This is a genomic window from Pseudomonas petroselini (genome assembly GCF_045037875.1).
Classification (GTDB): Bacteria; Pseudomonadota; Gammaproteobacteria; order Pseudomonadales; family Pseudomonadaceae; genus Aquipseudomonas; species Aquipseudomonas petroselini.
This window is the reverse complement of record NZ_CP173614.1, coordinates 2504258-2516177: the sequence shown is the minus strand read 5'-3', so window position 1 is coordinate 2516177 and position 11920 is coordinate 2504258. Positions and strand designations below refer to the sequence as shown.

The window sequence follows — 11920 nt, the reverse complement described above, 5'->3', positions numbered from 1 at the left end:
TTTGAAAGCTCTGTTCGTCCCGTCAGGTCCGTAGCCGTGCGGACCATAAGGAGTCATGTAATGTCATCCCTTGATAGCCTGAGAACCCTTAAAACCCTGCAAATCGACGACAAGACCTATCACTACTTCAGCTTGCCCGAAGCCGCCAAGAGCCTGGGTGACCTGGACAAACTGCCGATGTCCCTCAAGGTGCTGCTGGAAAACCTGCTGCGCTGGGAAGACAACAAGACCGTCACCGGCGCCGACCTCAAGGCCATCGCCGCCTGGCTCAAAGAGCGCCAGTCCGACCGCGAGATCCAGTACCGCCCGGCCCGGGTATTGATGCAAGACTTTACCGGCGTTCCTGCCGTGGTCGACCTGGCCGCCATGCGCGCCGCCGTGGCCAAGGCCGGGGGCGACCCGCAGCGCATCAACCCGCTCTCCCCCGTGGACTTGGTGATCGACCACTCGGTGATGGTCGACAAATTCGGCAACGCCGATGCCTTCGAGCAAAACGTCGACATCGAGATGCAGCGCAACGGCGAACGCTACGCCTTCCTGCGCTGGGGCCAGAGCGCCTTCGACAACTTCAGCGTGGTGCCGCCGGGCACCGGCATTTGCCACCAGGTCAACCTCGAATACCTCGGCCGCACGGTCTGGACCAAGGACGAAGACGGCCGCACCTATGCCTTCCCGGACACCTTGGTCGGCACCGACTCCCACACCACCATGATCAACGGCCTCGGCGTACTCGGCTGGGGCGTGGGCGGTATCGAGGCGGAGGCGGCGATGCTCGGCCAGCCGGTGTCGATGCTGATCCCGGAAGTGATCGGCTTCAAGCTCACCGGCAAATTGAAAGAGGGCATCACCGCCACCGACCTGGTGCTGACCGTGACCCAGATGCTGCGTAAAAAAGGCGTGGTGGGTAAGTTCGTCGAATTCTACGGCGACGGCCTCGCGGACCTGCCGCTGGCCGACCGTGCCACCATCGCCAACATGGCCCCGGAATATGGCGCCACCTGCGGCTTTTTCCCAGTGGATGAAGTGACGTTGGACTACTTGCGCCTGTCCGGCCGTCCGGCAGAAACCGTGAAGTTGGTAGAGGCTTACACCAAGGCCCAAGGCCTGTGGCGCAACGCCGGCCAAGAACCGGTGTTCACCGACAGCCTGGCCCTCGACATGGGCAGTGTCGAAGCCAGCCTGGCCGGGCCGAAGCGCCCGCAGGACCGTGTGTCCCTGCCGAATGTCGGCCAAGCGTTCAGCGACTTCCTCGATCTGCAATTCAAACCCGCCAACAAGGAGGAAGGTCGCCTCGAAAGCGAAGGCGGCGGCGGGGTTGCCGTGGGCAATGCCGACCTGGTGGGCGAAACCGACTACGAATACGACGGCCAGACCTATCGCCTGAAAAACGGCGCGGTGGTGATCGCCGCGATCACCTCCTGCACCAACACCTCCAACCCCAGCGTGATGATGGCGGCCGGGCTGGTGGCGAAAAAGGCCGTGGAAAAGGGCCTGACCCGCAAGCCCTGGGTGAAAACCTCATTGGCACCCGGCTCCAAAGTGGTCACCGACTACTACAAGGCCGCGGGCCTCACCCAGTACCTGGACAAACTTGGCTTCGACCTCGTGGGTTATGGCTGCACCACCTGTATCGGCAACTCAGGGCCGTTGCCCGAGCCGATCGAAAAGGCCATCCAGAAAGCCGACCTTGCCGTGGCGTCGGTGCTGTCCGGCAACCGCAACTTCGAAGGCCGCGTGCACCCGCTGGTGAAAACCAACTGGCTGGCTTCGCCGCCGCTGGTGGTGGCTTACGCTTTGGCGGGCACCGTACGCATCGATATCAGCAGCGAGCCGCTGGGTAACGATCAGGACGGCAACCCGGTGTACCTCAAGGACATCTGGCCTAGCAGCAAAGAGATCGCCGACGCGGTGGCCCAAGTCAGCACCGGCATGTTCCACAAGGAATACGCCGAGGTGTTTGCCGGTGACGAACAGTGGCAAGCCATTGAAGTGCCACAGGCCGCCACCTACGTGTGGCAGAAGGACTCCACCTACATCCAGCACCCGCCGTTCTTCGATGACATCGCAGGTCCCTTGCCAGTCATCAAGGACGTCCGAGGCGCCAACGTGCTGGCCCTGCTGGGCGATTCGGTCACCACCGACCACATCTCCCCCGCCGGCAATATCAAGACCGACAGCCCCGCCGGCCGCTACCTGCGCGAGCAAGGCGTGGAGCCACGCGACTTCAACTCCTACGGCTCGCGCCGTGGTAACCATGAAGTGATGATGCGCGGCACCTTTGCCAATATCCGTATCCGCAATGAAATGCTCGGCGGCGAAGAAGGCGGTAATACGCTGTACATCCCCACCGGGGAGAAAATGCCGATCTACGATGCTGCGATGAAATACCAGGCTTCGGGCACGCCGCTGGTGGTGATTGCCGGCCAGGAATACGGCACCGGCTCCAGCCGTGACTGGGCGGCCAAGGGCACCAACTTGCTGGGCGTCAAGGCGGTGATCGCCGAGAGTTTCGAGCGGATTCACCGCTCCAACCTGGTAGGCATGGGCGTGCTGCCGTTGCAGTTCAAGCTGGATCAGAACCGCACATCGCTCAAGCTGACCGGCAAGGAGAGGATCGACATTCTCGGCCTGACCGACGTAGAGATCACCCCGCGCATGAACCTGACGCTGGTGATTACACGGGAGGATGGCAGCAGCGAGAAAGTCGAGGTGCTGTGCCGGATCGATACGCTGAATGAAGTGGAGTACTTCAAGGCGGGCGGGATTCTGCACTATGTGCTGCGCCAACTGATCGCATCTTAAAAGCACCGCAAAACCAATGTGGGAGGGGGCCAAGCCCCCTCCCACATTTTGACCGCGTTTAACCTTTCAGATCAGCCGAACAGCCACTTCCACAGCAGTACCAAGACAACCACAGCCAGCACCGGCCGCGCAATGCGGTAGGCCTTCGGGTGCTTGCGCTTCCACGCCTTGACCACACCACTGAACTTGTCGCTGAAGGTCTTGCTCCAGGCATACGCCTGGTTGATCCCGCCAACGCGCTCGTCGTCCAGGTTCTGCGGTGCCGTCGCGCGGCCCAATTGCTTGCTGACCCAACGGTTGATACGGGTCATCACGCGATTGCTCAGCGGCCGTTCAATGTCACAGAACAGAATCACACGGGTCTGCTCGGTTTCGTTCTTGACCCAGTGCACGTAGGTCTCGTCGAACATCACGTCCTCACCGTCGCGCCAGGCGTACACCTGGCCGTCGACGAAAATGCGACAGTCGTCGGAGTTCGGCGTGGACAGGCCCAGGTGGTACCGCAGGGAACCGGCAAACGGATCGCGATGCGGGTTCAGGTGGCTGCCGCCCGGCAACAACGCGAACATCGCGCCCTTGACGTTGGGAATGCTGCTCACCAACGCCACGGTTTTCGGGCACAGGGCCTCGGCCGATGGCAGGGGTTTGTCGTACCACTTGAGGTAGAAACGCTTCCAGCCCTTCTTGAAGAACGAACCGAAGCCGGCATCGTTGTTCTTTTCCGCCGCGCGGATGTAACCCTCGTCGAACAGGTGCATGGCCTCTTCGCGGATCACTTCCCAGTTGTCCTTGAGCACATCCAGTTCCGGGAACTTGCTGCGGTCCAGGTACGGCTTGGACGGCACGGCCGAAAACAGGTACATCAAGGCGTTATACGGGGCGAACAGCGCCGAATGGTTGACGAACTGGCGCAACATCGGCAAACGCGCCTTGCCGCGCAGGTGCACATACAGCGTGCTGCCGATAAACAACGCCAGTACCGACAGCTTGGCGGCCAAAGAAAAGGTCATGCAGCAACTCCTGGAAATAATCGCCTGGCCAACAGCAGACGTAGCAGCCGGCCATGATAAACAGTTGGGCCATTATGCAGAAGGCCTAGCTTAGCAACGCTGATTCACATCAACCGATGACTGTGGTGAGCGGGCCCGCTCACCACAGTAAGCCCAATCACCACAGGACATGCATCAAGCCTGGTTTTCTTGCTCGGTGAACAAATCGCTGAACAGCATGCTGGACAGGTAGCGCTCACCGGAGTCCGGCAGGATCACCACGATGGTCTTGCCTTGCATTTCCGGCTTCTCGGCCAGGCGCACCGCCACGGCCATGGCGGCGCCGCAGGAAATACCGCACAAAATCCCCTCTTCCTGCATCAGGCGCAGGGCCATGGCCTTGGATTCGTCGTCGGTCACCAGTTCAACGCGGTCGACCATCGACAAGTCCAGGTTCTTCGGCACGAAACCGGCGCCAATGCCCTGGATCTTGTGCGGGCTGGGCTTGATCTCTTCGCCCGCCAGCGCCTGGGTGATCACCGGCGAGACAACCGGCTCGACGGCCACCGACAGGATCGGCTTGCCCGCGATGTTCTTGATATAGCGCGATACGCCGGTAATGGTACCGCCCGTCCCCACGCCCGCGACCAGCACGTCCACGGCGCCATCGGTGTCGTTCCAGATTTCCGGGCCGGTGGTTTTCTCGTGGATCGCCGGGTTGGCCGGGTTTTCGAACTGGCCCGGCATAAAGTAGGTCGCCGGGTCGCCAGCAACAATTTCAGCGGCCTTGGCGATGGCACCGGGCATGCCCTTGGCCGGCTCGGTCAGCACCAGCTCGGCGCCAAGAGCCTTGAGGACCTTGCGCCGCTCGATGCTCATGGACGCCGGCATGGTCAACAGCAGCTTGTAGCCACGGGCCGCAGCGACAAACGCCAGGCCGATGCCGGTGTTACCGGAAGTGGGTTCGACAATGGTCATGCCGGGCTTGAGTTTGCCGGTGCTTTCGGCGTCCCAGATCATGTTTGCGCCAATGCGGCACTTCACCGAGTAGCCCGGGTTGCGCCCTTCGATCTTGGCCAGGATGGTCACGCCGCGCGGTGCGATGCGGTTGATCTGCACCAAGGGCGTGTTACCGATGGAGTGCGCGTTGTCTGCAAAGATACGGCTCATGACGGGTCCTATTGCTCGATTTCCGGAAGGCCCCAAGGGTATGCCTCAGGCTCGGAGGCGTCCAGTCGGCGGAACGTTGCGGCGCTCCCGGCAGTCCATGCCCTATACGGACAGAGGACCCTCCCCATGAAACGTCGCTACAGTTGGCCGCTATGGACCGTCGCCGGGCTGGTGGTGGTGCTGGTTGCCGTGAACATTGCACTGCCCTACCTGGTGCGCAATTACCTGAATGAAAAGCTCGCCGACATGGGCGATTACCGCGGCCAGGTGGCCGATGTGGACCTGGCCCTATGGCGCGGCGCCTACCGGATCAACGGCCTGCAAATCGTCAAAGTGGACGGCAAGGTGCCCGTCCCGTTCGTCAAGGCGCCGCTGATCGAGTTCGCCGTGAGCTGGCATTCGCTGTGGTACGACCATGCGGTGGTGGCCGAGGGGCACTTTGTAAGACCGGAGATCAACTTCGTCGACGGTGGGGCCAACAAACAGGCGTCCCAGACCGGTAAAGGCACCGACTGGCAGGAACAGCTGAGCAAACTGCTGCCGATCACCTTGAACGAGGTGCGTATCGAAGAGGGCAAGATCGCCTTTCATAACTTCAGTTCCAAGCCCCAGGTCAACATCAACGCCACGGACGTCAACGCGAGCTTCTTCAACCTGACCAATGTGGTCGACGTCAAAGGCAAGCGTGACGCGCGCTTTGAAGGCAAGGCGTTGCTGCAAGGCCAGGCGCCGCTGGAGGCCACCGCCACCTTTGACCCATTGAGCGACTTCGAAGAGTTCGAATTCCGTTTCCGCGCCAAAGACTTGCAGTTAAAGCGCATGAATGACTTCGCCTCGGCCTACGGCAAGTTCGATTTCAAGGCCGGCACGGGCGACGTGGTCATTGAAGCCCAAGCCGAAAAAGGCCAGTTGACCGGCTACATCAAGCCGTTGCTGCGGGATGTAGAAGTGTTCGACTGGAAACAAGACGTGGAAAACAAAGACAAGAACATCTTCCGCTCCATCTGGGAGGCCGTGGTCGGCGCCAGTGAGACCGTGCTGAAAAACCAGAGCAAGAACCAGTTCGCCACCCGTGTGGAGCTCAGTGGCAGCGTGCATCAGCAAAATGTCAGCGCGTTCTCGGCGTTTTTGGCGATTTTGCGCAACGGGTTTATCCAGGCCTTCAATGCGCGTTATGAACAACCCAAGCCCTCGGCGGATTGAAGGTGACCGGTCATTCAGAGACTGAATAATCCGCCTGCGTTCACAGTCGCCGGGGCCGCGCGGTATAGTCCGGGCATTGATGAATTCGAGGAATGACTGATGAAGTTCGAAGGCACCCAGGCCTACGTTGCCACCGATGACCTGAAACTGGCCGTCAACGCCGCCATCACCCTGGAGCGGCCACTGCTGGTCAAGGGCGAGCCCGGCACCGGCAAGACCATGCTCGCCGAGCAACTGGCCGAATCCTTCGGCGCCAGGCTGATCACCTGGCACATCAAGTCCACCACCAAGGCGCATCAGGGCCTGTACGAGTACGACGCGGTCAGCCGCCTGCGCGACTCGCAGCTGGGCGTGGACAAGGTGCACGACGTGCGCAATTACCTGAAGAAGGGCAAGCTCTGGGAAGCCTTCGAGTCCGAGGAGCGGGTGATCCTGCTGATCGATGAAATCGACAAGGCCGACATCGAGTTCCCCAATGACCTGCTGCAAGAACTCGACAAGATGGAGTTCTACGTCTACGAAATCGACGAGACCATCAAGGCCAAAAAGCGCCCGATCATCATCATTACCTCCAACAACGAAAAAGAGCTGCCGGACGCGTTCCTGCGCCGCTGCTTTTTCCACTATATCGCCTTCCCCGACCGCGCCACCCTGCAAAAGATCGTGGATGTGCACTACCCCGACATCAAGAAAGACCTGGTCAGCGAAGCCCTCGACGTGTTCTTCGACGTACGCAAGGTGCCGGGCCTGAAGAAAAAGCCCTCCACTTCCGAACTGGTCGACTGGCTCAAGCTGCTGATGGCCGACAATATCGGCGAAGCCGTGCTGCGCGAGCGCGACCCGACCAAGGCCATCCCGCCGCTGGCCGGTGCCTTGGTGAAGAACGAGCAAGACGTGCAGTTGCTGGAGCGTCTGGCGTTCATGAGCCGTCGCGGTAATCGCTGATGTTGCTCAACCTGTTCAATGAAATGCGGGCCGCCAAGGTGCCGGTGTCGGTGCGCGAGCTGCTCGACTTGATCAACGCGCTCAAGCAACGCGTGACCTTCGCCGACATGGACGAGTTCTACTACTTGTCCCGGGCGATCCTGGTCAAGGACGAGCGGCACTACGACAAGTTCGACCGGGCCTTCGGCGCCTACTTCAACGGCCTGGAAAAACTCGACGACCACTTGCAGGCGCTGATTCCCGAGGACTGGCTGCGCAAAGAGTTCGAACGCTCGCTGACCGATGAGGAGCGCGCGCAGATCCAGTCCCTCGGCGGCCTGGACAAGCTGATCGAGGAATTCAAGAAACGCCTGGAAGAACAGAAGGAACGTCACGCCGGCGGTAACAAGTGGATTGGCACTGGCGGCACCAGCCCGTTTGGCTCCGGGGGTTACAACCCGGAAGGCATCCGCGTCGGCGATGCCGGCAAGCGCCAGGGCAAGGCCGTGAAGGTCTGGGACCAGCGCGAGTACAAGAACCTCGACGATCAGGTCGAACTGGGCACGCGCAATATCAAGATCGCCCTGCGCCGCCTGCGCAAGTTTGCGCGCCAGGGTGCGGCGGAAGAGCTGGATATCGACGGCACCATCGACCACACCGCCCGCGACGCCGGTTTGCTGAATATCCAGATGCGCCCGGAGCGGCGCAACACCATCAAGCTGCTGTTGCTGTTCGATATCGGCGGCTCGATGGATGCCCACGTGAAGATCTGCGAAGAGCTGTTCTCGGCGTGCAAGACCGAGTTCAAGCACCTGGAGTATTTCTACTTCCATAACTTTGTGTACGAGTCGGTGTGGAAGAACAACCAGCGCCGCACCTCGGAACGCACCTCGACCCAGGACCTGCTGCACAAGTACGGCGCCGACTACAAAGTGATCTTTATCGGCGATGCGTCGATGGCGCCGTATGAAATCACCCAGGCGGGCGGCAGTGTCGAGCACTGGAACGAAGAGCCGGGGTATGTGTGGATGCAGCGCTTCATGGCCAAGTACAAGAAGCTGATCTGGATTAACCCGTACCCGAAGGACACGTGGGGGTATACGGCGTCGACGGGGATTGTGCGGGAGTTGGTGGAGGATCAGATGTATCCGCTGACATTGCGCGGGCTGGAAGAAGGGATGCGCTTTCTCTCCAAATAAACGCCGCCCGCAATAATGCAGGAAATCTAATGTGGGAGGGGGCTTGCCCCCTCCCACATTTTAAATGCGGTGTTATGCAAATCGCCGCAAATACTCGATGTGCTGCCGATGCGCCGTCTCCTGCACCACTGGCGCCAACCTGACCTTCTCCCCCGGCAAGCACTGCGCCAGCCGTGCCAGCGACAACGGCGTCAACGCCCCCAGGCGCGGATAGCCGCCAATGGTCTGCCGGTCATTGAGCAACACAATTGGCTGCCCATCCGGCGGCACCTGGATCGCGCCCAACGGAATCCCCTCGGAAATCAGCGAAGGCCCTTGGTACTGCAACGGCGTGCCGAGCAAGCGCATGCCCATGCGGTCGGCGCGGCTGTCGAGGGCCCATTCGGTGTTGAACGCATCGAACAGGCTCTGGCCGCTGAACTGGCCGATCTGTGCGCCGACGATCACGTCCAGCGGCGCCTTGGCCGGCAACGTCTGCGCGCTCAGCACGTTCATCGCACCGCCGGTACCGGAATAAGCCAACCGCCCGCCTTCGGCCAGCGCCTTGCCGAAACCGTCCAGCCCGCCCAGTTCCTCACGCACAACGGTGGCGCAACTGCCGAGCACCTCCGGCGCATCAAACCCGCCGGGCGCCGCCAGGTAGGCACGCGCGCCGCTGAACGGCTGGGTGAAACGCAGGCGTTGGCCCTTTTGCAGGATAAAACTGCGGCCGGGGCTGATGGCGCGTTCGTCGATATAGGCGCCCAGGTCCGCACCGGCCAGGGCCAACAGGCAATACTCCTCGGCCTGCACGGTAAAGCCGCCCAAGGTGATTTCCACCACCGGCGCGTCCAGCGCGTTGCCCAGCAGCCAGTTGGCCCAGGACATCGACACCCAATCCAGCGCCCCGCCCTGGGTCACGCCCAAATGGCGCACGCCAAAGCGACCGGCGTCCTGCAACAGGCACAGCGGCGTGCTGGCCTCGATGATCAAGCCGCTCATGCCTGCGCCTCCAACGGCGTGTCGTCGCCACCCAATGTGAGGAATTCAGCGCGGTCGACCGCCTCAAAGCGCACGGTGTCGCCCGGTTGCATCAGGCTGTAGCCCTCGCGCTCGCGGTCGAAGAGTTTAGCCGGCGTGCGCCCGATCAGGTTCCAGCCGCCTGGCGACACCACCGGGTAGGCGGCGGTTTGCCGTTCGGCGATGCCGACGCTGCCGGCCGCCACGCGTTTGCGAGGGGTGTTGAGGCGCGGGGTGGCAAGAATTTCATCCACCAGGCCCATAAAGGCAAAGCCGGGGGCGAAGCCGAGGGCAAACACCTGGTATTCGTGGGCACTGTGACGGCGAATCACGTCGTCGATGGCCAGGCCGCTGCGCTGGCTGAGCAAGGTCAATTCCGGGCCGACGCTCAGGTCATACCACACCGGCAGCACATGACACTGGCCGCCGCCCTGGGCCTGCGGCTGCAGGTCGGTGAGGGCCAGGTCGATCAGCTCCCGTGCCTGGGCCGGGCTCACTGCGCTGAGGTCGTAATGCACCATCAAGGTGGTGTAGGACGGCACCAAGTCGACCAATGCGGCGCCAAAACCGCTGCGCAGCCGTTGGGTCGCCGCCAGCATCCACGGCATGTTGGTTTCGGCGATTGCATCAAACAGGCGCACCATCAGGCAGTCGATGGCCACCACTTCAATCCGTGGCTTCATGCTGGCTTCAATGCCTCGCGGATGCGCTGCACCGCCGCGACCGAACTGGCGTTGTCACCGTGTACGCACAGCGTATTGGCCTGCAGCACCAGCGGGCTGCCGTCGCTGGCGATCAGCGCTTCGCCGCGGGAAATGGTCAGGGCTTGCTGCACGATGGTGTCGGAATCGTGGTGCACGGCACCGGGTAGTTGGCGCGAGACCAGGTGCCCCTTGTTGTCGTAGGCGCGGTCGGCGAAGGCTTCGAACCACAGGGTTACACCGTATTCGTCGCCCAGGGCCTGGGCCGCGCTGTTGTCGCGGGTGGCGAGCAGCATCAGCGGCAGTTCGCCGTAGGCCGCCACGGCCTGGATCACCGCGCGCAATTGGGCCGGGTTGGCCATCATGTCGTTGTACATCGCGCCGTGGGGTTTGACGTAGCTGACACACCCACCTTGGGCCCGGCAAATACCGTCGAGCGCACCTATCTGGTAGTGCAACAGGTCTTGGATTTCCTGGGGTGTGTAGGCCATGGAGCGGCGACCGAAACCTTGCAGGTCCTGATACGCCGGGTGCGCGCCGACTTGCACGCCATGCTTGAGCGCCAGGCTGACGGTCTTGCGCATGATGCTCGGGTCGCCGGCATGAAAGCCACAGGCCACGTTGGCGCAATCAATGAACGGCATGACCTCGGCGTCCAGACCCATGGTCCAGTTACCAAAGCTTTCGCCGATGTCGCAATTCAGTAAAAGTCGGCTCACGGTCTGTCGCTCCTGTAGGCTTTATTTTTTTGTAGTGTGGGATTTTTTACACAGAACTCGCAACTTGTCCTGACACCCCAACGGCGCTTATCGTGGAATGGCTCGATTTTTGGCGCTGGCCCGGTACGGCGTCCAACTAATAAAAACCGATCCATGCATAAGAAAAAGTTGATCCCATGAATTTGAAGTTCCTCGAAACCTTCGTCTGGGTGGCCAAGCTCAAGAGTTTCCGCCTGACCGCCGAGAAGTTGTTCACCACCCAGGCGTCGATCTCCAGCCGCATCGCGGTGCTGGAAAGCGAGCTGGGGGTGAAGCTGTTTCTGCGCGATTCGCGTGGCGTGAGCCTGACCCCGGAAGGCTTGAAGGTGCTCGACTACGCCGAGCAGATGATGGTGACCATGCAGGGCTTGAAGCAGTCCCTGGAGACCACCAGCAGCAAGGTCGGGCGCATTCGGATCGGCGCCATGGACACGGTGATCCACACCTGGCTCAGCCCACTGGTGGCGGAACTGATGGATCATTTCCCGTTGGTGGAAATCGAATTGGTCGCCGATACCGCGCTTAACCTCAGCGATCAGCTGCAAAAAGGCTTCCTCGACCTGATCCTGCAAACCGACCTGCTGCGCCTCGAAACCGTGCGCAGCCTGGAACTGGCCAGCCACCCCATGGCGTGGATCGTCGCCAGCCAGTCGATCTACAACCGTGACTACGCCTCCCTGGCCGAACTGGCCCAGGAGCGCATCATCACGTATTCGAAAAACTCCCACCCGCACCAGGACGTTATCAGCCTGATGCAGGCCAACGGCGTGGCCGCGCCACGGATGAACTGCGTGAATTCGGTGTCGGCGATTACGCGGTTGTTGCGCGATGGTTTTGGCATTGGCGCGCTGCCGCCGGTGCTGGTGCGCGAAGAACTGGCGCGCGGGGAGTTGGTGATGTTGCCGATGGCGCAGAAACTGCCGAATTTGCAGGTGGTGGTGTCGTGGCGCGTGGGGGTGGAATTGGTGGAGGAGATTGTGGGGTTGTGCCAGAAGGTGGTGACGCGGTATGCCGAGGAGGTCGGTGCAGAGCGGATGGTGCTGAGCACACAACCTCACTGAAGACACTGGATAAAACTGTGGGAGGGGGCTTGCCCCCGATGGCGGTGGTTCAGTCACTGATCTATTGACTGACACTCCCCTATCGGGGGCAAGCCCCCTCCCACACTTTGTCCG

At 61.4% G+C, this 11920-nt stretch carries 10 protein-coding genes; 5 read left to right on the top strand and 5 right to left on the bottom strand.

Annotated features, from left to right (window positions below; genetic code table 11):
* Positions 1 to 60 precede the first annotated feature (60 nt).
* Entirely contained in the window at positions 61 to 2802 is a 2742-nt protein-coding gene (acnA, locus tag ACI512_RS11805) for an aconitate hydratase AcnA (RefSeq protein ID WP_064052292.1), read from the top strand.
* A gap of 71 nt (positions 2803 to 2873) precedes the next feature.
* Here the strand turns inward: acnA and ACI512_RS11800 are convergent, their stop codons facing one another.
* Together ACI512_RS11800 and cysK are read right to left on the bottom strand one after the other, a co-directional pair.
* The gene (locus ACI512_RS11800) at positions 2874 to 3812 is read right to left on the bottom strand and encodes an aspartyl/asparaginyl beta-hydroxylase domain-containing protein (RefSeq protein WP_236379437.1); all 939 of its coding nucleotides are present in this window, start codon (positions 3810 to 3812) and stop codon (positions 2874 to 2876) included.
* Between the two features lie 174 nt (positions 3813 to 3986).
* Entirely contained in the window at positions 3987 to 4961 is a 975-nt protein-coding gene (gene cysK / locus ACI512_RS11795; RefSeq protein WP_012722831.1) for a cysteine synthase A, read from the bottom strand.
* Positions 4962 to 5087: 126 nt separating this feature from the next.
* Between cysK and ACI512_RS11790 the strand changes: the two genes are divergently transcribed.
* From ACI512_RS11790 to ACI512_RS11780, 3 genes are all read left to right on the top strand, one after another.
* Entirely contained in the window at positions 5088 to 6164 is a 1077-nt protein-coding gene (locus tag ACI512_RS11790) for a DUF748 domain-containing protein (protein ID WP_012722830.1), read from the top strand.
* Between the two features lie 99 nt (positions 6165 to 6263).
* Positions 6264 to 7109, top strand: a complete 846-nt coding sequence (locus ACI512_RS11785) for a MoxR family ATPase (RefSeq protein ID WP_012722829.1) — start codon at positions 6264 to 6266, stop codon at positions 7107 to 7109.
* Positions 7109 to 8287: a VWA domain-containing protein gene (locus ACI512_RS11780; RefSeq protein ID WP_012722828.1), complete on the top strand. Its 1179-nt coding sequence runs from the start codon at positions 7109 to 7111 to the stop codon at positions 8285 to 8287. Before ACI512_RS11785 ends, ACI512_RS11780 begins: the two co-directional genes overlap by 1 nt.
* A 72-nt stretch (positions 8288 to 8359) precedes the next feature.
* On the opposite strand, the gene ACI512_RS11775 is transcribed toward ACI512_RS11780, so the two are convergent.
* The 3 genes from ACI512_RS11775 to ACI512_RS11765 are packed head-to-tail and all read right to left on the bottom strand — an operon-like array spanning position 8360 to position 10706.
* Entirely contained in the window at positions 8360 to 9268 is a 909-nt protein-coding gene (locus ACI512_RS11775) for a biotin-dependent carboxyltransferase family protein (protein ID WP_236379439.1), read from the bottom strand.
* On the bottom strand, positions 9265 to 9969 hold the full coding sequence (locus ACI512_RS11770) for an allophanate hydrolase subunit 1 (RefSeq protein ID WP_236379441.1): 705 nt from the start codon (positions 9967 to 9969) through the stop codon (positions 9265 to 9267). Before ACI512_RS11770 ends, ACI512_RS11775 begins: the two co-directional genes overlap by 4 nt.
* Positions 9966 to 10706, bottom strand: a complete 741-nt coding sequence (locus ACI512_RS11765; protein WP_012722825.1) for a 5-oxoprolinase subunit PxpA — start codon at positions 10704 to 10706, stop codon at positions 9966 to 9968. The genes ACI512_RS11770 and ACI512_RS11765 overlap by 4 nt, the downstream gene beginning before the upstream one ends.
* Before the next feature lie 176 nt (positions 10707 to 10882).
* On the opposite strand from ACI512_RS11765, the gene ACI512_RS11760 reads away from it, so the two are divergent.
* The gene (locus ACI512_RS11760; protein WP_064052288.1) at positions 10883 to 11806 is read left to right on the top strand and encodes a LysR family transcriptional regulator; all 924 of its coding nucleotides are present in this window, start codon (positions 10883 to 10885) and stop codon (positions 11804 to 11806) included.
* Positions 11807 to 11920: the final 114 nt, after the last annotated feature.